Annotated in this window: 20 protein-coding genes and 1 pseudogene; 16 read left to right on the forward strand and 5 right to left on the reverse strand. The window is 69.1% G+C overall.

Translation table 11 applies throughout. The features are described from left to right. The first annotated feature begins 50 nt into the window (after positions 1-50). Positions 51-566 carry an HTH-type transcriptional regulator AldR gene (gene aldR / locus JDV09_RS02125; protein ID WP_221367427.1) on the forward strand — a complete coding sequence of 172 codons (516 nt, stop codon included), beginning with the start codon at positions 51-53 and terminating at the stop codon, positions 564-566. 12 nt (positions 567-578) lie between these two features. Here the strand turns inward: aldR and hypB are convergent, their stop codons facing one another. Together hypB and JDV09_RS02135 are read right to left on the reverse strand one after the other, a co-directional pair. Further along, positions 579-1,349 carry a hydrogenase nickel incorporation protein HypB gene (gene hypB / locus JDV09_RS02130; protein ID WP_221367428.1) on the reverse strand — a complete coding sequence of 257 codons (771 nt, stop codon included), beginning with the start codon at positions 1,347-1,349 and terminating at the stop codon, positions 579-581. Next, positions 1,342-1,710 carry a hydrogenase maturation nickel metallochaperone HypA gene (locus tag JDV09_RS02135; protein ID WP_221367429.1) on the reverse strand — a complete coding sequence of 123 codons (369 nt, stop codon included), beginning with the start codon at positions 1,708-1,710 and terminating at the stop codon, positions 1,342-1,344. The genes hypB and JDV09_RS02135 overlap by 8 nt, the downstream gene beginning before the upstream one ends. A 182-nt stretch (positions 1,711-1,892) precedes the next feature. Between JDV09_RS02135 and hypF the strand changes: the two genes are divergently transcribed. Genes hypF through hypE form a run of 4 tightly spaced genes read left to right on the forward strand, consistent with a single transcriptional unit; the run spans position 1,893 to position 6,772 of the window. Then, positions 1,893-4,289: a carbamoyltransferase HypF gene (gene hypF / locus JDV09_RS02140; RefSeq protein WP_221367430.1), complete on the forward strand. Its 2,397-nt coding sequence runs from the start codon at positions 1,893-1,895 to the stop codon at positions 4,287-4,289. Next, the gene (locus tag JDV09_RS02145; protein ID WP_221367431.1) at positions 4,262-4,573 is read left to right on the forward strand and encodes a HypC/HybG/HupF family hydrogenase formation chaperone; all 312 of its coding nucleotides are present in this window, start codon (positions 4,262-4,264) and stop codon (positions 4,571-4,573) included. The genes hypF and JDV09_RS02145 overlap by 28 nt, the downstream gene beginning before the upstream one ends. Continuing rightward, positions 4,570-5,703, forward strand: a complete 1,134-nt coding sequence (gene hypD / locus JDV09_RS02150) for a hydrogenase formation protein HypD (protein ID WP_221367432.1) — start codon at positions 4,570-4,572, stop codon at positions 5,701-5,703. Before JDV09_RS02145 ends, hypD begins: the two co-directional genes overlap by 4 nt. Further along, positions 5,696-6,772, forward strand: coding sequence for a hydrogenase expression/formation protein HypE (gene hypE, locus JDV09_RS02155; RefSeq protein WP_308123970.1), 1,077 nt, complete (start codon positions 5,696-5,698; stop codon positions 6,770-6,772). The genes hypD and hypE overlap by 8 nt, the downstream gene beginning before the upstream one ends. Before the next feature lie 66 nt (positions 6,773-6,838). Here the strand turns inward: hypE and JDV09_RS02160 are convergent, their stop codons facing one another. After that, the gene (locus JDV09_RS02160) at positions 6,839-7,900 is read right to left on the reverse strand and encodes an AraC family transcriptional regulator (protein WP_221367433.1); all 1,062 of its coding nucleotides are present in this window, start codon (positions 7,898-7,900) and stop codon (positions 6,839-6,841) included. A gap of 246 nt (positions 7,901-8,146) precedes the next feature. Between JDV09_RS02160 and JDV09_RS02165 the strand changes: the two genes are divergently transcribed. The 11 genes and pseudogenes from JDV09_RS02165 (at position 8,147) to JDV09_RS02215 (ending at position 18,438) form a co-directional block, all read left to right on the forward strand. Then, positions 8,147-8,698: a DUF1641 domain-containing protein gene (locus JDV09_RS02165; RefSeq protein ID WP_221367434.1), complete on the forward strand. Its 552-nt coding sequence runs from the start codon at positions 8,147-8,149 to the stop codon at positions 8,696-8,698. Positions 8,699-8,794: 96 nt separating this feature from the next. After that, positions 8,795-9,760, forward strand: coding sequence for an NADH-quinone oxidoreductase subunit B family protein (locus JDV09_RS02170; protein ID WP_221367435.1), 966 nt, complete (start codon positions 8,795-8,797; stop codon positions 9,758-9,760). Positions 9,761-9,787: 27 nt separating this feature from the next. After that, entirely contained in the window at positions 9,788-11,398 is a 1,611-nt protein-coding gene (locus tag JDV09_RS02175; RefSeq protein WP_221367436.1) for a nickel-dependent hydrogenase large subunit, read from the forward strand. Positions 11,399-11,516: 118 nt separating this feature from the next. Further along, positions 11,517-12,290, forward strand: a complete 774-nt coding sequence (locus JDV09_RS02180; protein WP_221367491.1) for a hydrogenase maturation protease — start codon at positions 11,517-11,519, stop codon at positions 12,288-12,290. A gap of 5 nt (positions 12,291-12,295) precedes the next feature. Beyond that, positions 12,296-12,559 (forward strand): hypothetical protein, encoded by a 264-nt coding sequence (locus JDV09_RS02185; RefSeq protein WP_221367437.1) that lies wholly within the window; start codon positions 12,296-12,298, stop codon positions 12,557-12,559. Between the two features lie 26 nt (positions 12,560-12,585). After that, entirely contained in the window at positions 12,586-13,854 is a 1,269-nt protein-coding gene (locus JDV09_RS02190) for a tetratricopeptide repeat protein (protein WP_372452824.1), read from the forward strand. Beyond that, on the forward strand, positions 13,851-14,714 hold the full coding sequence (locus JDV09_RS02195; protein ID WP_221367438.1) for a NifU family protein: 864 nt from the start codon (positions 13,851-13,853) through the stop codon (positions 14,712-14,714). The genes JDV09_RS02190 and JDV09_RS02195 overlap by 4 nt, the downstream gene beginning before the upstream one ends. Further along, positions 14,711-15,910 (forward strand): NHL repeat-containing protein, encoded by a 1,200-nt coding sequence (locus tag JDV09_RS02200; RefSeq protein WP_221367439.1) that lies wholly within the window; start codon positions 14,711-14,713, stop codon positions 15,908-15,910. Before JDV09_RS02195 ends, JDV09_RS02200 begins: the two co-directional genes overlap by 4 nt. Next, complete coding sequence (locus JDV09_RS02205; RefSeq protein WP_221367440.1) at positions 15,907-16,737, forward strand: hypothetical protein; 831 nt, start codon at positions 15,907-15,909, stop codon at positions 16,735-16,737. Before JDV09_RS02200 ends, JDV09_RS02205 begins: the two co-directional genes overlap by 4 nt. Positions 16,738-16,824: 87 nt before the next feature. Next, positions 16,825-17,121: pseudogene (locus JDV09_RS26510) on the forward strand (GNAT family N-acetyltransferase); the annotation flags it as partial. Between the two features lie 492 nt (positions 17,122-17,613). Next, positions 17,614-18,438: a crotonase/enoyl-CoA hydratase family protein gene (locus tag JDV09_RS02215; RefSeq protein WP_255604633.1), complete on the forward strand. Its 825-nt coding sequence runs from the start codon at positions 17,614-17,616 to the stop codon at positions 18,436-18,438. Here the strand turns inward: JDV09_RS02215 and JDV09_RS02220 are convergent. Together JDV09_RS02220 and JDV09_RS02225 are read right to left on the reverse strand one after the other, a co-directional pair. Next, positions 18,433-18,804, reverse strand: coding sequence for a DUF222 domain-containing protein (locus tag JDV09_RS02220; protein ID WP_372452825.1), 372 nt, complete (start codon positions 18,802-18,804; stop codon positions 18,433-18,435). The two genes, JDV09_RS02215 and JDV09_RS02220, sit on opposite strands and share 6 nt — an antisense overlap. Before the next feature lie 6 nt (positions 18,805-18,810). After that, positions 18,811-19,086 (reverse strand): hypothetical protein, encoded by a 276-nt coding sequence (locus JDV09_RS02225; protein ID WP_221367443.1) that lies wholly within the window; start codon positions 19,084-19,086, stop codon positions 18,811-18,813. Positions 19,087-19,218: the final 132 nt, after the last annotated feature.

Consider the following 19,218-nt stretch of genomic DNA (forward strand, 5'->3'; position numbering starts at 1 on the left):
CCGACGAAAAAATGGCAATCACCATGAAAATTATTCGATAAAGTGCGCCTATGTCGAAAGAATCAACCAAACTGGTCGGTGGTCCGCCCCGGCCGCCGAAGGATGTTCGGCCTGCGGCGATCGACGACGTCGACCGGCGCATCCTCACCGCGTTGCACGCCGACGCCCGGATGTCCAACAGCGCACTGGCCGAGTTGGTCCGGATCGCCCCGTCGACGTGTCACGGCCGGGTGCGGCGACTCCAGGACCTCGGGGTGATCCGCGGGTTCTACGCCGACATCGATCCCGCCGCGATCGGGCTGAACCTGCAGGCGATGATCTCGGTCAGCCTGCAGTCCAACGCGCGCGGCAAGATCCGCAGCTTCATCCAGCAGATCCGCGGCAAACCGCAGGTGATGGACGTGTACTTCCTGGCGGGTGCCGACGACTTCATCCTGCACGTGGCCGCGCGTGACACCGAGGATCTGCGGTCGTTCGTGGTGGAGAACCTCAACGCCGACCAGGACGTGGCGGGCACGCAGACCTCGCTGATCTTCGAGCATCTGCGGGGCGCCTCGCCGCTGTAGGCCGCCAGGGCCTCAGCCGGCGGCGAAGGCCCGCAGCCAGGAGAACCAGTCGGCCATGCCCTCGCCGGTCTTGGCGCTGACCGGCAGCACCGTGGCGGTCGGGTTGACCTGCCGGATGTGCTCGGTGTAGGTGGCGACGTCGGCGTCCAGGTACGGCGCGAGATCGATCTTGTTGAGCAGCACCACATCCACGCTTCGGAACATCACCGGGTACTTCAACGGCTTGTCCTCGCCCTCGGTGAGCGAGTACACCATCGCCTTGGCGTGCTCCCCGACGTCGAACTCGGCCGGGCACACCAGGTTTCCGACGTTCTCGATGATCACCAGATCCAGCGGGCCCAGATCCAACCCGGCCAGCGCCCGGTTGACCATCGGGGCATCGAGGTGGCACTCACCGCCGAAGCCGTTGTCGGTGTTGAGCAATGAGATCTGGGCACCGCGCCCGGCCAATCGTGCCGCGTCGATGTCGGTGGCGATGTCTCCCTCGATCACCCCGACCGCGAGCTCGCCGGCGAGCTCGTCGAGGGTGGCGGCGAGCACCGTGGTCTTGCCCGACCCCGGCGAGCTCATCAGGTTCAGGGCACGAATGTTGTTCGACTCGAAGGCATCCCGGTTGACGGCGGCTCGCAGATCGTTCTCGGAGAAGATCGCCTCCAGGACGTCGACCCGCTCGTGGCCGGTGTCGTAGCCGCTGTGGTCGCCGTGCTCGTGCGTGTGGTCGTGGTCGTGATCGTGCGAGTGGCTGTGCACCGTGCCGTCGTCGTGGCGGTGGAACCTACCCATGGCTGACCACATCGCCGGACGCCTGGCTCGCGACGTCGATCGAGGTCACCAGGAACTCCTCGCCGCGCAGCACGGTGACCGCACCGCTGCCGCACGCCGGACAGCAGACCGAGAACCGCGAGGTGATCTCGGACTCCGCACTGCAGGAGTGACATTCGACGGCGGCCGGGACCGGCTCCACCTCGAGAACCGCCCCGGCCAGGCCTTCGTGGTCCGCGACGATGGTCCAGCAGAACGTCAGCGAGTCCGTCACCACCTGCCGCAGCGCGCCGACGCGCACCCGCACCACCTCGACCGGCCGGCCCGCCGCGTGTGACTTGACCACGCCGGCGATGGCGTGACACAGCGACAACTCATGCACATTCGCAGGGTAGTCCCGCGCCGACGCGCGGCGCACGGTCAACAGGCGTCGGAAATGCGCAGAGGTGTGTGCCCGATTGCGATTGTTGGGTCAACGGGACAGAGCTAGCCTTGACTCAGCCGATCTGTGCCGACAGCCCACTGGCACAGGTGGCGGCAGTGGCTGAGGAGACCCCGCGCCCTATGAGCGCACGTGCAGAGATCGGCGGTGCGGCCCGTACCGGTGACATCGTGCGGCTGCGGCTGCGCGCCACCGGGCTGGTGCAGGGTGTCGGCTTCCGGCCCGCGGTGGCCCGGCTGGCCGCCGAGCACGGGCTGGCCGGATTCGTGCTCAACGACTCGCGGGCGCTGCGCTGCGAGTTCGAGGGGCCACAGGCGCAGGTAGAGGCAGTGGTGGCCGCGATCCGTACCGCTCCGCCGCCGCTGGCCCGCATCGATTCCGTGCACGTCGAGGACGCCGACCCCCTCGGCGACACGCAGTTCCGCATCCTGGCCAGCGCGGCCGACCCGGGGGCCACCGGGCGGACCCTGGTCCCGCCCGACATCGCGACGTGCGCCGACTGCCTGCGTGAACTGTTCGACCCCACCGACCGCCGTCATCTGCACCCGTTCATCACCTGCACCAACTGCGGTCCGCGGTACACGGTGATCAGCGATCTGCCCTACGACCGGCCGGCGACGACGATGGCCGGGTTCCCGATGTGCGCGGCGTGCGCGGGCGAGTACCGCGATCCGGCCGACCGGCGCTATCACGCACAGACGATCGCCTGCCCGGACTGCGGCCCGCGGCTGAGCTGGCGCGGCCCGGACCGTGGTGAGTCGCCGCTGGCGTCGGCGGCGGCGGCGTTGCGCGACGGCCTGATCGTCGCGATCAAGGGCATCGGCGGTTACCACCTGGCCTGCCGGGCCGACGACGACGCCGTGGTGGCGCTGCTGCGCCGCCGCAAGAACCGCCCCGCCAAGCCGTTCGCGCTGATGACGGCCGACCTGGCCGCCACGCGGTCGATCGCCGACGTTCCCGACGCCGCGGCGCGCTCGCTGGCCTCCCCGTCCGCGCCGATCGTGCTGCTGCCCGCCCGCCCCGGCGCGGTCAGCGCCCAGGTCGCCCCCGGCCTGGGCGAGATCGGCGTGATGCTGGCCTATTCGCCCATTCATCACCTGCTCTTCCGCGCCCTCGACGAGCTCGGCGGGCTGGGGCGCCGCCCGCTGGTGATGACGTCGGCCAATCAGGGCGGCTCGCCGATCGTGTTCCGCGACGGCGACCTGGACTGGATCGACGGCCTCGCCGATGCGGTGCTGACCCACGACCGGCCGATCCACGTGCCGTGCGAGGACTCGGTCATCGCGGTCGATGACGACGGAATCGAGCTCCCGCTCAGGAGATCTCGTGGCTACGCGCCGCTGCCCGTCGCGGTGGGTCCGGGTGCCTCCGGCATCCCGTCGGTGCTGGCCACCGGTGGTGACATCAAGACCACGTTCGCGCTGGCCGGCCCCGACGGGCGGGCGCACCTGTCGTCGCATCTGGGCGACATGGCCGATCCCCGCACGCAGCAGGCCTTCACCGCCGCGGTGGACCACCTGGCGTTCATGACCGGCAGCAGGCCGGCCGTGTTGGCCACCGACATGCACCCGGGATACGCGACGACGCGATGGGCGAAACTTCGCGCCGACCGGGACGGCTCGGTCAGCGAGATCATCGCCGTGCAGCACCATCACGCCCACGCGGTGTCGTTGCTGGCCGAGCACGGCCGGCTGGGCGATCCGATCGTCGCGGTCACCTACGACGGCACCGGGTACGGCCCGGACGGCACGATCTGGGGTGGTGAGCTGCTGGCGATCGGCGACCCCACCCGGTTCACCCGGGTGGGCCATCTCGCGCCGTTCTCGCTTCCGGGCGGCGACGGCGCGGTGCGCCAACCCGCCCGGATAGCGCTGGACCTGATCGCCCGGGCCGGGCTGCCGGCGGGCGAGGACCTGCCGCCGGTCGCGGCGCTGGGCGCAGCGGGCATGCACATCCTGACCCAGCAGCTGCGCCGTGGCGTGGGCTGTGTGCCGACCACCAGCATGGGCCGGCTCTTCGACGCGGTTTCCAGTCTGCTGGGCGTCTGTCAGCAGGTGAGTTACGAAGGTCAGGCGGCCATCGAACTGGAGCACCTGGCCCGCCGCGCCCGCGACTGGCCCACCATCGATTTTGACGTGCGGGACGGGGTGCTCGACCCGGCGCCGGTGATCGTCGCGCTGGTCGACGGACTGCGTGGCGGTGTCGGCACCGCCGAGCTGGCCGCGGCCTTTCACAAGGCGGTGGTGCGGGCGACGGTGCGGGCCGCCGCCGAGGCCGCCGCGGCGGCGCACATCCCGACGGTCGGACTGTCGGGCGGGGTCTTCGCCAACCGCAGACTGTTGGCCGGTATCGCGGTCGGACTGCGGGCCGGCGGGCTGGAGGTGCTCACCCACCGGGTGGTGCCGTGTAACGACGGAGGTCTGGCACTCGGGCAGGCGGCGGTCGCGACCGTCACGCTGTCCGGGCGCTCGACGAGTGAAAGGAGTGGCCCGTGTGCCTCGGGATCCCCGGCAAGGTGATCGAGATCTGGGACGAAGCCGGAACGCGCATGGCGACGGTCGAATTCGGCGGAACCACCAAGACCGTGTGTCTGGCGTACCTGCCCGACATGGAGGTCGGTGAGTACACGATCGTGCACGCCGGCTTCGCGATCACCCGGCTGGACGAGGCCTCGGCCAACGAGACTCTGCAGATGTTCGCCGATCTCGGGGTGCTCGAGGAGGAACTCGCCGGCGAGCAGCCGCCGAGCAGCGGGTACCGCGAAACGGACATCGAAACGGACATCGAAAGGGATACAGCATGAGATACCTCGACGAGTTCCGTGACCCGGCCGCGGCCAAGACGCTGGTCGACGCGATCCGGCGGCGCGCCACGAAGACCTGGACGATCATGGAAGTCTGCGGCGGACAGACGCATTCGATCATCCGCAACGGCATCGACCAATTGCTGGACGGGGCCGTGGAGTTCATCCACGGGCCCGGCTGCCCGGTGTGTGTGACCCCGTTGGAGATGATCGACCGCGCCCTGGAGATCGCCTCGCGCGACGACGTCATCTTCTGCTCGTTCGGCGACATGCTGCGGGTGCCGGGAAGCCACCGCGACCTGTTCGGGGTGCGCGCCCGTGGGGGCGATGTGCGCATCGTGTACTCGCCGCTGGACGCCACCCGCATCGCCGCCGACAACCCGGACAAGCAGGTGGTGTTCTTCGGGGTCGGCTTCGAGACCACCGCTCCGGCGAACGCGATGGCCGTCGTGCACGCCCAGCGCCTCGGGCTGACGAACTTCTCGATGCTGGTGTCGCACGTGCTGGTGCCCCCGGCGATGACGGCCATCCTGTCGTCGCCGACCAACCGGGTCCAGGGCTTCCTGGCGGCCGGGCACGTGTGCTCGGTGATGGGCACCTCCGAGTACGAGCCGCTGGTCGAGCGTTTCGGGGTACCGATCGTGGTGACCGGGTTCGAACCCCTCGACCTGCTCGAAGGCGTCCGCCAGGTGGTGGACCTGCTCGAGGCCGGGACACCGGAACTGCGCAACGCCTACCCGCGGGCGGTCAGCGCACGGGGCAACCTGGTCGCCCAGCAGACGCTGGCCGAGGTCTTCGCCGTCACCGACCGGCAGTGGCGCGGCATCGGGATGATCCCGAAGTCGGGGTGGACGCTGTCGCCGCAGTACGCCGAGTTCGACGCCGAACGCCGGTTCGGCGTCGGGCACCTGCAGGTGGCGGAGTCGGCGGAGTGCCACAGCGGCGAGGTGCTGCAGGGCCTGCTCAAGCCCAACGAGTGCCCCGCATTCGGCACCAGCTGCACGCCGCGCACCCCGCTCGGGGCGACGATGGTGTCCAGCGAGGGCGCCTGCGCGGCCTACTACCAGTTCCGCAGGCTGGAGGCGACCGGAGGCGCTTCGGCGCCGACAGTGAGTACCGCGAGTGTCTGACGTGACGGTCGATCCGGCCGACTGGGTGTGCCCGCTACCGCTGCGGGAGACCCAGCGGGTGGTGATGGGCCACGGCGGCGGCGGGGTGCTGTCTGAGGAGTTGATCGAGAACCTGTTCCTGCCGGCGTTCGGGTCCGGCGGCGCACCGGGCCGCGACTCGGCGCTGCTGGACACCGGCGCCGGCCGGATCGCGCTGACCACCGACTCCTATGTGGTGCAGCCGCTGTTCTTCCCGGGCGGGAACATCGGCGACCTCGCCGTCAACGGCACGATCAACGATCTGGCCTGCAGCGGGGCCCAACCGATCGGGCTGACGGCCGGCTTCATCCTCGAGGAGGGGCTGGAACTCGACGTGCTCGGCGCGGTCGCCACCACGATGGGCCGGGCCGCCGCCGCAGCCGGCGTCGACATCGTCACCGGGGACACCAAGGTGGTTGGAAAGGGCAGCGCCGATCAGCTCTTCGTCAACACCGCGGGCGTCGGCGTGGTTCCGGCCGGGGTGACGATCGGGCCGGAGCGCGCCCGGCCCGGCGACGTGATCATCGTGTCGGGGCCGATCGGCGAACACGGCGTCGCCATCCTCAGCGTGCGCGAGGGCATCGACTTCGGCACGGTCGTGACGACCGACAGCGCGCCGCTGCACGGGCTGGTGGCCGCGATGCTGGCGGGCGCCGCGGAGGCGGGCGACCCCGGCGCGGTGCACGCACTGCGCGATCCCACCCGGGGCGGGCTGGTCGCCTCGATCGTCGAGATCGCCCGGGCGTCGGGGGTGGGGGTCGACCTCGACGAGGCCGCCATCCCGGTGCCCGACACCGTGTCCTCGGCCTGCTCGTTCCTCGGGCTGGACCCGCTTCAGGTGGCCAACGAGGGCAAGATGGTCGCGTTCGTCGACCCCGCGCACGCCGACGCGGTGCTGGCCTCGATGCGGGCCCGGCCCGAAGGCGCGGGTGCCGCGGTGATCGGGCGGGTGGTCGCCGAGCATCCCGGCATGGCGGTGGCCCGCACCGCATTCGGCACCACCCGCGTGGTGGAACGCGAACTGGGCGAGCAGCTTCCCCGGATCTGCTGATCGCGCTCGGCACCGCAGTGCCGTCGGCGACGCTCGTCGGCGCCGCAGTGTCGTCGGCGACGCTCGTCAGCGCCGCAGTGTCTCCGAGGGCGTCTCCCCCCACCGTTTGCGGTATTCGACGGCGAAGCTGCCAAGGTGGTGAAAGCCCCAGCGTTCGGCGACGGCGGTCACCGTCACGCCGTCCGCGGGGATCGCATCGGTCAGTTCCTCGTGCACCCGCTCGAGGCGCCGCTCCCGGACGAACGCCATCGGTGACATGCCCAGCTCCGAGCGAAAGCCCTGCTGGATCGACCGCACGCTCATGTGCACCGCGCGGGCCAGCGCCTCCATCGTGATCCGTTCGGCGAGATGGTCGTCGATGAAGTCCATCGCCTGCTGGATCACCGTGCGGCGGGGGTCCGTCGAGACCGGCTGGGTGATGTCGGCGTGGTAGTTCGACGGCTGCAGGTACAGCAGGCTGCTCATGACGAGTTCCTCGACCGGGCCGATGCCGCGTCCCTTCTGGATCAGCGATCCCGCGTGGTACACCTCGGTGTGCACCAGCTGCACCGCGGCGTGCCAGCGCATCGCCGCCTCGGTGGCCAGGTCGAACTCGGGCTCGAACACCAGCGGTTTGACCATGTTGCGACCGATGAGCCGGGTGACGTGCGCGGTCATGGCCTGCTGCTCGATCCTGATCAGCAGCTGTGGGGCGTCCACCCCCAGCTCCAGGCGCAGCGGCACGCCGGGGCTGGACACCAGCGAGCGCATCGTGTTGGCCTGGAACCTGGCGGCCGGATGGTGCACGGTCGCAACGCCGTTCATCGGCATGTGCACCGCGTAGTAGCGGCCGGACTCGGGGATGTCGATGGTCGCCGGCACGTGCAGATCGATGTAGAGCATGCTGACGTTGCGCAACCGGACCCCGTGCATGGTGGCGGCGAAGCCGTCGGCGTCCTGCGGTTCGACGGTCAGCGTCAGCGGGGTCAGCGCCTTGCCGAGCAGCCGGGTGGCGTTGGCGATGTCCTCGGTGTAGAAGATCTCGTGTTCGGCCAGCGCCGGCGGGACGCCGCGGGAGCGCACCTTGCGGCGCACCGGATCGCTGGTCCGGCGGATGTCGATGAACCCCAGCCGGGTCAGTCGGGACATCAGCGCGACCGCGCCGCCCGCGGCCACCGCAATATATAGGTAAGGCTAACTTTTCTGCGGGACAAACGAATTCGCGGCGACAAGGCAAGGCTCCTGATCAGCGGTCGCGTTTCAGCGTAGCCAGCTGTGCGCAATCCTGATAGCGGTTGCGCGAAACCGATAGGCACCGCCGTAACCGCTGAGTACGTTGGGGTGACACAAGTCACGTGGCCCCGCTCGGCGGGGGGTCCCGGCAGGGAGGTTCGGATGGGCGCCAACGGCCAGGCAACTACTCCGGTACTGGAACCGTCCGGCCCCGCCGATGCCGTCCGGGCGCGCCTGGACGACCCGCGCGTGGCAGAGGCCCTCGACACCCTGCTCGACCATGCCGACCTACTCGCGGTGCTGGTCAGCGGGTTGGACGGGTTCGTCCGCCGCGGTGACGACATCACCGCCAACCTCAACATGGCCCTCGGTGAGCTCGGTGCGCAGAGTGGCCAGGTCCCCGCCCTGGCGTCGCTCAAGCAGGTCGATCTGGGTCAGCTGTCGACCAGCCTGGCGGTGCTGACCGGCGGCCTGGTCAAGGCGACGCCCGCGATCAACACGCTGCTCAACTCCGCGCTCACCGACCAGCAGAGTGCCGAGGTGGTCTCCGCGCTCGGCGAGGCGCTGGTGTCGGCGCGTGCTTCGGTCCCCGCCCCGCCCACCGGGATGCGCGGCCTGTGGAAGACGCTGCGGGCGGCGTCCAAAGACCCCGACGTCACCCGCGGCCTGGCATACCTGATCGAGGTCGCCCGCCAGTTCGGGAAGAAAGTCTGAGCACATCCGCGACCACCAAAACCCTTCGCTGACAAGTGAATCAACAGCCCAACCGCACCGGGCGTCGACCCGTCCGGTGAGTCGAGAGGAGTCCCCATGGCATCGGTGCTCTGGTTTCAGGGCGGAGCGTGTAGCGGCAACACAATGTCGTTCCTCAACGCGGACGAGCCCAATGTCGTCGACCTGATCGTCGACTTCGGGCTCGACCTGCTCTGGCACCCGTCGCTGGGCCTGGAGCTCGGGGACAACGCGCAGAAGGTGTTCAGGGATTGCGCCAGTGGCGAACGGCCACTTGACATCTTCGTCTTCGAGGGCACCGTGATGCAGGCCTATGACGGCCGCACCGACATGTTCGCCGACCGGCCGATGAAGGACTGGGTGACCGAGTTGGCCGCGGCGGCCCAGATCGTGGTGGCGATCGGCGACTGTGCGTGCTGGGGCGGCATTCCGGCGATGGAGCCCAACCCGTCGGGATCGACGGGGTTGCAGTTCCACAAGCGGGAAAAAGGCGGATTCCTGGGTCCGGACTTCCGGTCCAAGATGGGGTTGCCGGTGATCAACGTGCCGGGTTGCCCGGCGCATCCGGACTGGATCACCCAGGTGATCGTGGCACTGGCGACCGGCCGAGCCGGCGACATCACGCTCGACGACCTGCATCGGCCGGAGACGTTCTTCAAGACGTTCACCCAGACCGGGTGTACCCGGGTGCAGTTCTTCGAGTACAAGCAGTCGACCATGTCCTTCGGCGAGGGCACCCGAACGGGTTGCCTGTTCTACGAATTCGGGTGCCGCGGTCCGATGACGCACTCGCCGTGCAACCGGATCCTGTGGAATCGGCAGAGCTCCAAGACGCGCGCCGGCATGCCCTGCATCGGTTGCACCGAGCCCGAGTTCCCGCACTTCGATCTCGCTCCCGGGACGCTGTTCAAGACCCAGAAGGTCAGCGGCATGATCCCCAAGGAAGTCCCCGAGGGGACCGACCATCTCACCTATATGGGCCTGGCGGCGGCCGCACGTATCGCGGCGCCGCAGTGGTCCAAAGAAGACATGTTCGTGGTCTAGGGCTGGCAGAGAAAGGATCCCCTACGCATGACCGATCAGCTCGATCTCTTCGTCAGTCCGTTGGGTCGCGTCGAGGGCGACCTCGACGTGCGGGTCACCATCGAGGACGGTGTGGTCACCTCGGCGTGGACCGAGGCGGCGATGTTCCGTGGTTTCGAGATCATCCTTCGGGGCAAGGATCCGCAGTCGGGGCTGGTGGTGTGCCCGCGGATCTGCGGTATCTGCGGCGGCAGCCATCTCTACAAGTCGGCGTATGCGCTCGATACCGCGTGGCGGACCCACATGCCGCCGAATGCGACGTTGGTGCGCAACATCTGTCAGGCCTGTGAGACGTTGCAGTCGATCCCGCGGTATTTCTACGCGTTGTTCGCCATCGACCTGACCAACAAGAACTATGCCAAGTCCTCGTTGTACGACGAGGCGGTGCGCCGGTTCGCGCCGTACGTCGGCACGAGTTATCAGCCGGGCGTTGTGCTTTCGGCCAAGCCGGTCGAGGTGTACGCGATCTTCGGCGGGCAGTGGCCGCATTCGAGCTTCATGGTGCCCGGCGGGGTGATGTGCGCGCCGACGCTTTCGGATGTGACCCGCTCGATCGCCATCCTCGAGCACTGGAACGACAACTGGCTCGAGGGGCAGTGGCTGGGCTGCTCGGTGGACCGCTGGCTGGAGAACAAGACCTGGAACGACGTGCTGGCCTGGGTCGACGAGAACGAGGCCCAGTACAACAGCGACTGCGGGTTCTTCATCCGCTACTGCCTCGACGTCGGGCTGGACAAGTACGGTCAGGGTGTCGGCAACTATCTGGCCACCGGCACCTACTTCGATCCGACCATGTACGAGAACCCGACGATCGAGGGCCGCAACGCCGCCCTGATCGGCCGTTCGGGGGTCTTCGCCGGCGGCGACTACTACGAGTTCGACCAGGCCAACGTCCGTGAGGACGTCACCCACTCGTTCTACCAGGGCGACCGCCCGCTGCATCCGTTCGACGGGGAGACCATCCCGATCGATCCGGAAGCCGGACGCAAGCAGGGCAAGTACAGCTGGGCCAAATCCCCGCGCTACGCAGTGGGCGATCTGGGCAACATCCCGCTCGAAGCCGGGCCGCTGGCCCGCCGGATGGCCGCCGCCGGCCCCAACGCCGCCGCCCACCAGGACAACGACCCGCTGTTCGGCGACATCTACAACACCATCGGCCCGTCGGTGATGGTGCGCCAGCTCGCGCGCATGCACGAAGCCCCCAAGTACTACAAGTGGACCCGGCAATGGCTCGACGCGCTGGAACTCAAGGAGAGCTTCTACACCAAGCCCACCGAATACGCCGAAGGCAAGGGCTTCGGCTCCACCGAAGCCGCCCGCGGCGCCCTGTCGGACTGGATCGTCATCGAGGACTCCAAGATCAAGAATTACCAGGTGGTCACCCCGACCGCCTGGAACATCGGACCCCGAGACGGCTCCGAGGTTCTCGGCCCGATCGAACGCGCCCTGGTCGGCTCGCCGATCGTCGACGCCGACGACCCCGTCGAACTCGGCCACGTGGCCCGCAGCTTCGACTCCTGCCTGGTCTGCACCGTGCACGCCTACGACGGCAAGACCGGACGCGAACTCAACAAATTCGTCATCAACGGGATGGTGTGAGTCGGCTTTCTCGGGTAATGAGGCAGGGGTGAACCCCACGACCGGCAACCCGGCGGCGGCACCCCTGAAGCCGCCGGGTTGCAGCCCGGATGTCGAGGTGAACGGGCCCGACGTGCTGATCGCGGGATGCGGCAACCTGCTGCGCGGCGACGACGGGGTCGGTCCGGTGCTGATCCGGCATCTCTGGGAACGGGGCGTCCCCGACGGCGCGAAGCTGGTCGACGGCGGCACCGCCGGAATGGACGTCGCCTTCCAGATGCGGGGCGCCCGCCGGGTGGTGATCATCGACGCGGCCGCCACCGGTTCGGCGCCCGGCACGGTGTTCCGGGTGCCCGGTGCGGAACTGGCCGAACTCCCGCCCCTGCAGGGACTGCACACCCACGCGTTCCGCTGGGACCACGCCATCGCGTTCGCGCGCTGGGCGCTGGCCGACGACTGCCCGACCGACATCACCGTGTTCCTGATCGAGGCCGCCGGTGTCGAGTTGGGCGCCGACCTGTCCGAACCGGTCACCGCGGCCATGGAACAGGTCATCGACCTCATCGAGCGCGACTTCCTGGCCCCGCTACGGCCACAGCCGCGCAGTGAGACCACGGTCGAGTTCACCGCCGACGGATACCTGCGCCTGGACGCGGAGCTGGCGGCGGCCCGGTTCCCGTCCGACGCGGTGGTCGCGATGCTCCGCGACGACGTGTTCTGGTTGATCCCGCTGCGGGGCCCGCGCAGCGGTGGCCTGCTGCTCAAGCAGCGGAATCCGGCCGGAGACCGGTCGGTGCTGGTGAGCGAACAACTTAGGGAGACCTCACTCAACGGCGTTTTTAGGGCATTCTGGGACGATGAACAGTCGGCACTGCGCATCCCGATCGGCGGACAGCAGGGGCGGGGCCGGTGATCGTCATGTCTGAACGTCAGTCGCCGTTCCCGGAGGAGAGACCACCGACCGTCGCGCGCGCCGACAGTTCCGCCGATGACGCCTGGGCGGTCGAGACCGTCGTCGTCCACGAGCGCGGCCACTGGGCCGTCGACATCCTCGTCGTGTTCGACGACGGAGTCGTCCGTAAACGCATCAACACCCATCGCACCCGTGGGCGGGCCGAACTGGCGGCCAGCCTGATCAAGCGCGCGGCCGAGCGCGACCTGAAGGGGCCCCGGTTTGGGTGAGCTGAGCTGAGTCTGGTGGGAGGGCCGTGACCGATATCGTCGAAGCAGCCGACAGCGTCTCCGCGGATGCCGTCGGTGGTCTGGCAGTGCGTCCGCAACCGCTCGGAGCGTTCGGCCTTCCGCTGGGGTACCTGCTGATCCCGGCCGGAGCGGACACCGAGGCGGCCCGCGCCGAGCTGGTGGCCGGCCGGCTGCCGCAGACCTGGCCGCAGCGGCTGACCGCGCACCGTCACGCGATGGCCGGCGATCGGGACGCGGCGCTGGCGGCGCTGGACGGCTCCGATCCGGTGACCTGCTACAACCGGTTCGTCCTCGATCCCGATTCGGCCGATCCCGATTCCGTGCGCGCGACCCTCGGCGAGTTCGGTGTGCTGGTCGATGTGGTGCTGTTCGCGCTGGGCAGGACCGATACCGTGCCCGAGACCGGCGGCGCCGACGGCGAGCTGGCCGCCGTCGTGCTGGCGGCCCAAGCCTCGGCGGCGCTGGATCGGCAGGACCCCGGCCTGGCGGTGCAGCTGCTGGACCGGGCCACCGAGCTGGCCGCGCCGGTGGGTGCGCCGTTCGCCGGTGTGCTGCAGGGCGCCGCCGCGGGCATCTGCCGGGACGCCGGCGACCCGTCGGCGGTGCAGCGCTTCGACCGGGCGCTGAAGTTGCTTTCCGATGCCGACGCCCTGAAGGTGGCGCGGGCCGAACTGCACCTGGCGGTCGCGGGCATGCTGCACGAGCAGGCCGCCGAACGACCGGAGCTGCTGGCCTCCACCGTGCCGCACTACCATTCGGCGCTGCAGTTGATTCAGCGCGAGGACGCCCCGCTGCTGTGGGCCTCCGGGCACGCCGACCTGGCCACCGCCTACCTGACGATGCCGATGGTGGAGGCCTCCGGTCAGCTGCGGCTGGGCATCGCGGCGCAGTCGCTGCGCCAGGCGCTGACGGTGTTCACCCGCGAGCAGCACCCCCAACGCTGGGCCAGCGTGCAGCTGAACCTGGCGAACTCGCTGGTCTACAGTCCCTCGAAGCACCGCCAGGACAACCTCGTCGAGGCCGTCGAGATCTACGAGGCCCTGCTCGATGCGCGTGATCGCGACTGCGATCCGCTCGGGCGGGCGCGGGTGCTGGCCAACCAGGGCAACGTGCTCGCCCACCTCGGCATGTTCGACCAGGCCAAGGCCAAGCTCTACGAGGCACGGTTCCTGTTCGAGGAGCACGGCGACACCGATTCGGTGCGCGCCGTGCGCGGCATCCTCGACGAGGTGGCACGCGAGACCGCGCTGGCCCGCAGCGAGGACCCGCAGTGACCGACCTGCGCGACGACACCGACCTGGAATCGCTGGCGCGGCGGGTCGATGCGGCGGTCACCGCGCTGGCCGACCTGGACCCGGCCGCCCGCGCCGCGGCCGAGGAACTGAAAGCCGCGCTGGAGGACATCCACCGCGCCGGGCTGGTCACGATCGTGACCCGGATGCGGGCCGACGACGGCGCCCGGCCGCTGCTGTTCGACCTCGTCGACGACCCGGTGGTGCGGATGCTGTTGACGCTGCACGGCATCATCCGGCCCGATCCCGTCACCCTCGCCGAGCGGGCCCTGGCCGGGGTCCGGCCCCAGCTGCACAGTCATGGCGGTGACGTGACGCTGGCGCGTATCGAGGACGGCGTGGCCTACGTCCGCCTGGAGGGCGCGTGCAACGGCTGCTCGATGTCGTCGGTCACGCTGCGCGAGCTGGTGGAGGCGGCGCTGCTGCAGAACGTCCCGTCGGTCAACTCGGTCGAGGTGCTGCCCACCGAGCCCACCCCGACGCTGATCCCGCTCGAGGCGCTGTCCTTCCGGCCCGGCGCCAACCGTCTCGAGGACGACGGCTGGGTGAAAGTCGCTCGTGCCGAAGAGGTTCCGGCCGGCGAGGTCAGTGTGCACGGTTCCGGCGTGCTGGTCGTCAACGTCGACCAGCGGTTGTCGGCCTACCGCAACGAGTGCGCGCACGAGGCCCTGCCGCTGGACAACGCGGTTCTCGACACCGCGGCGGGCACCCTGACCTGCCCGTGGCACGGGTTCTGCTACGACGCGGGTTCGGGGGAGTGTCTCTCGGCGCCCGGCGCACAGCTCGAGGCGCTTCCGCTGCGGGTCGACGACGGGGATGTCTGGGTCCGGGTCGGCGGATGAGTCGCTACACCGTGCGGCACAACGTCGGTGGCCGCCCGGCGGGCAGCGCCCCCGTCGCCGTCCTGGCAGATGACCACAGCGGCGGCTGGATGCCGCGCGTCTGGTTGGGTGCGCCCGCCCCCGGCGGTCTGGCCCTGCCGCCGGCGAGCCCCACGATGGCCTGGATGTATTCTCCGCGAGGAGTTTTCATCGATGACCGGCATGTGGTGGTCGCCGACTCCGGAAATCACCGCGTGCTGATCTGGCACGGTGTCCCGCAGTCCGACGAACAGCCCGCCGACGTCGTGCTCGGTCAGCCACACGGCGGGTCCGAGGGCCGGGCCGCGGGCGGACGCGGCCCCGAACGGGGCATGAACCTGCCGACCGGCGTCGCGGTGATCGACGGCCGGCTGATCGTGGCCGACGCCTGGCATCACCGGATCCTGATCTGGGACGAGGTGCCGACGCAGTCCGACGTCGCCCCCGACGTCGTCCTCGGGCAACGCGACGCCTCGTCGGTCGAACCCAACGCCGACGGGCCCTGCTCGGCCGCGACGCTGTACTGGCCCTTCGGTTTCGCGATGCTCGGCGGCCGGTTCTGGGTAGCCGACACCGGCAACCGCCGGGTGCTGGGCTGGCTCGACGGCGTCCCCGGTCCTGGACAGCCCGCCGACATCGTGCTGGGCCAGCCCACCGCGGGTGGCCGCGAGGAGAATCGCGGCGAAGCGGTCGGCCCGGCGAGCTTCCGCTGGCCACACGCCATCACCGGCACGGCCGAACGCATGCTGGTCGCCGATGCCGGAGATCACCGGCTGTTGGGTTGGTCGCCGCTGCCCGATGCCGACACTCCCGCCGATTCCGTTCTGGGACAGCCGGATTTCGCCTCGGCCAACGAGTGGCCGTATGGCCCGCACACCGGGGACCGATTCCGCTTCCCGTACGCCGCCGCCCTCGACGGCGGCCGGCTGGCCGTCGCCGACACGGCCAACAACCGCATCCTGATATGGGACGAACTGCCCGGCGAGCCCCGCGGTGGGCGGCCGGCCGACCACGTGCTCGCCCAGCCGGATTTCGGGTCCAACGGCGAGAATCGCTGGGCGCTGGTCGGACGGGACACGTTGTGCTGGCCCTACGGGCTGTGCATGCACGGTGACCGGTTGGCCGTCGCCGATTCGGGCAACAACCGCGTGATGCTCTGGGAGCGCGACCGCCGATGAGGCCGAGGATCGTGCAGACCGACGACCAGATCGGATTCTTCTGGGCCACACCGGACGGCCGGCCCACGACGTTGCGGGCGCTGGTCGCCGACGACGACGAGCCCGACCGGCTGGTGGCCACGCATTTGTCCGCACTGGACGACGCCATGATCGACGCCGCCACCCGGTTCGGTGAGCTGCTGGGCGGTGGCCGACGGCCCACGGTAGGGGAACGCGACGTGCTGTCCGAGCTGTATCGCACCCTGGACCGGCTGTGCCTGGACTACGCGAGCGCGATCGACGAGATCGGATCGGCCCCGGACAACAGGGCCGGACAGATCATCGGCACCGCGACGCTGATGTCGATCCTGGCCCGCCAGCCTCTCGACCTCCTCGGTCCCGCGCCGCTCGACGGTGAGCTCGACGAGCCCGGTCTCGGCGTGGTCGGCGGCTACGGCGACATGGTGCAGGCCGACCCGGCCCGCCCATGGAAGGGCGGACGATGGGTGGTGCGCACCGACACCGGGGCGCGGTTGCCGCTGACGCTGTCGATGCTGTTGTTCGACAGCTCGGGGGTGAACAAGGACGCCGCCCGTCGCGAGCACCGGGAGGCGTTGCAGACGGTGATTGCGGCCGCGGAGCATCCCGACGCCGATGCGTTCGACGTGGCCTGTGCGCTGGACTGGTTGCTCTACGACTGGCTGATGGCGCACCGCCAGGGCCCCGACAGCGCCGAGATCGTGTTCGCCAAGGGCCAGGAGGGCGATGCCGCGGTCGTGGTGGCGGCCGCAGCCGCATCGGTCGCCGCGCGCTCGAAGTTCGACCCGGCTCTGAGCGCGCTGGCGTAAATCGCTTCGGCGCAGCGCCGGCGGTGTGTTGCGATGACGGCATGGACCAACCGTTGTGGCCGCTGATGGATCTGGCCGCCGCCGGAGTTGGAGCGAAACACCCTGCGGTTCTACTGGCGGTCGCGGGCCGAGACCACGATCGAGCACTGGGATCTTCAGCTGTGCGCGCTCGTCGACGACGTCGTGGTCGGCATGTGCTCGGTCGCCGCCGACGACTTCGCCGTGCACCGCCACGCCGAGACCGGCTCCTGGGTCGGGCGGCGATACCAGCGTCGGGGGATCGGTCGGGAGATGCGGCACGCGGCACTGCACCTGATCTTCGCCGGTCTGGAGGCCGATCACGCCACCACCGGCGCCTGGCACGACAACGCCGCGTCGCTTGCCGTCACCCGTGCACTGCCCTACACCCAGACCGCCACCGCGGTGCAGCCGCGCCGCACGGCCCGAGAGCGCGTACCGGTTCACGATGACGCGGACGCAGTGGGAGACGGTGCGTCGCGACGACATCGAACTGATCAGTATCGATGGGGTGTGCACACAGCTGGCGACCGGGCGGCCCAGCCGGCGTCGGTCCAGTCGTCGACGGCGTGGCGGGCCTGGCACCGGTAGCCGGGGGCGCTGCAGCCGGGACGGGTGCAGCCGCGGTCGCGGGAATGACTGTCTAGGTCGTGCACCCTAACGGTCGCAACTGGCGGCGGCGCTCATCGAGGCGGCCGACGAGCGGCCCGGGTAAAGGACTTTGGACCACTAGTGCCCGCACGTTGGCTGCGATTAGCGTCGGCACCGTCAACACTAGCTTGCACGGGTTCTGCAACCTTGCCGGTTCGGGCCAACTGAAGCCAACGCTTGACCAAGGTGGTCCAGAGGAGATTGAGCATGGGGCAAGCATCACAGCCTGAAGTGCCCGTCTCATTCCGGCGTTTGAGCAAGCTGCCCGTGCCAGCCAGACGCGCCCTTGTATGGGCGCGTCGGTGGAGCCACTTTGGTCCGCGGCCGCATCCCAGGGTCGCTGTCGACGTCAAGAACGGCGTCGCGGTGATCACATTCGACGACGGCAAGGTGAACGCGTTTTCCAAGCGGATGAACCACGTGTTCGCCGAAGCCCTCGACCGCGTGGAGGCCAATGATCAGGTTCGTGCGCTGGTCGTCTCGGGCCGACCGGGGCAATTCAGCGCAGGCTTCGACCTCGACACCCTCATGGTCGGGGGTAAACAGCGTGACACGCTCATACGCGATGGCTGGACCCTTCTCGAGCGCCTGTTCACTCTGCCGGTGCCCGTCGTAATCGCATGCACCGGCAACGCCGTGGCCCTCGGAGCAGCCATTTTGCTCGCCGGTGATCGGCGTCTGGGCGCTGACGGTGACTTCAAGATCGGCTTCAACGAGGCCTCCATCGGGTTGCCGCTCCCCGAGACCTTGCTGATACTGATCCGAGATCGGCTTCGAGAAGACATCTTCGAGGAAGCTACGTACGGCGCGCGGTTGTACCGGCCGCAGGAGGCAGTCACCGCAGGCTTTCTTCACCGCGTCGTCGCGCCCCCGGATCTTCTCGACACCGCGATCGCCGAGGCCCAGGCGCTCAGCGCCGGTCCCGCCGACACGTTCCGCCGCGAGAAGGAGACGCGCATCGGTCCGATTTCCGAACGAATGCGCCGTCAACTCGAGGAGGACATGACGCTGATCAAGCGGATCGGCTCATGAGAACGGATAAACTGCGAATCTCGGCGGCACTAAGCCCCATTCGCGGGCGACAAGCACGATGCGTCGGGCGGTGGTGGCGAGTCGTTTCGTGCGGCCCAGGTAGAGGCTTGGCTTTGGCCGGTGTGCTTGTCGTAGATGTATGAGGTAGTGGTGTGCCGGGGAGGCCATCGGGATCAGGTCGGGGATCGGCAGCAGCGATCCGCCGCCGGTGACCACGACCCCGGCGGCCTTTTCGAGTTCCTGCAAAGTGGTGGACACGATCACCATCGTCGTTAGAACAATGCACTGTGAGGATTCACCATGACCGCCCGACTCGGCGTGGACGTGACCGTGATCCGCCGCGATGTCCAAGCCCGGTGTGGGCACACGTCGTCACCGTTTCCGGGACAAGACCAACCTGGTCGCTTGGACAACCGCGACGGTGGCCGCCACCGCGGAAAGCAGGTCGTACGTCGTGACGCCGTTATCGGGGGTGAGAGTGAGAAGAATGCGTCCCTCGAACACCTCATTGGCGGCCGGCCACAGTGCGGCAGACACAACCACGGCGAGGATCGAAGCCCAGTTCGGCCTTGCCATACACCATGCAAGCGATGCGAAAAGAGCGTTCAGCGCCAACACTGCACGGAATACCATATGCGGATCTTGCACGGACGCACCCTAGTACTGCAGCCGTAGATCGGGATCATTGATTCTGGCGTCGTCGGTAGTGGGATTGTCGGGCTCGGTAGTGGGATTGTCGGGCTCGGTATTGGTGTCGTCTTCGCCATCGTGACCAGGCCA

The sequence above is a fragment of the Mycolicibacterium xanthum genome (assembly GCF_019710635.1).
Taxonomy (GTDB): domain Bacteria; phylum Actinomycetota; class Actinomycetes; order Mycobacteriales; family Mycobacteriaceae; genus Mycobacterium; species Mycobacterium xanthum.

Bases quoted from the DNA above. Each gene is read 5' to 3' on its own strand.
- aldR (WP_221367427.1), top strand. From the start codon at position 51: ATGTCGAAAGAATCAACCAAACTGGTCGGTGGTCCGCCCCGGCCGCCG.
- hypB (WP_221367428.1), bottom strand. From the start codon at position 1,349: ATGGGTAGGTTCCACCGCCACGACGACGGCACGGTGCACAGCCACTCG.
- hypF (WP_221367430.1), top strand. From the start codon at position 1,893: ATGAGCGCACGTGCAGAGATCGGCGGTGCGGCCCGTACCGGTGACATC.
- hypD (WP_221367432.1), top strand. From the start codon at position 4,570: ATGAGATACCTCGACGAGTTCCGTGACCCGGCCGCGGCCAAGACGCTG.
- JDV09_RS02160 (WP_221367433.1), bottom strand. From the start codon at position 7,900: ATGTCCCGACTGACCCGGCTGGGGTTCATCGACATCCGCCGGACCAGC.
- JDV09_RS02165 (WP_221367434.1), top strand. From the start codon at position 8,147: ATGGGCGCCAACGGCCAGGCAACTACTCCGGTACTGGAACCGTCCGGC.
- JDV09_RS02170 (WP_221367435.1), top strand. From the start codon at position 8,795: ATGGCATCGGTGCTCTGGTTTCAGGGCGGAGCGTGTAGCGGCAACACA.
- JDV09_RS02175 (WP_221367436.1), top strand. From the start codon at position 9,788: ATGACCGATCAGCTCGATCTCTTCGTCAGTCCGTTGGGTCGCGTCGAG.
- JDV09_RS02185 (WP_221367437.1), top strand. From the start codon at position 12,296: ATGTCTGAACGTCAGTCGCCGTTCCCGGAGGAGAGACCACCGACCGTC.
- JDV09_RS02200 (WP_221367439.1), top strand. From the start codon at position 14,711: ATGAGTCGCTACACCGTGCGGCACAACGTCGGTGGCCGCCCGGCGGGC.
- JDV09_RS02205 (WP_221367440.1), top strand. From the start codon at position 15,907: ATGAGGCCGAGGATCGTGCAGACCGACGACCAGATCGGATTCTTCTGG.
- JDV09_RS02215 (WP_255604633.1), top strand. From the start codon at position 17,614: ATGGGGCAAGCATCACAGCCTGAAGTGCCCGTCTCATTCCGGCGTTTG.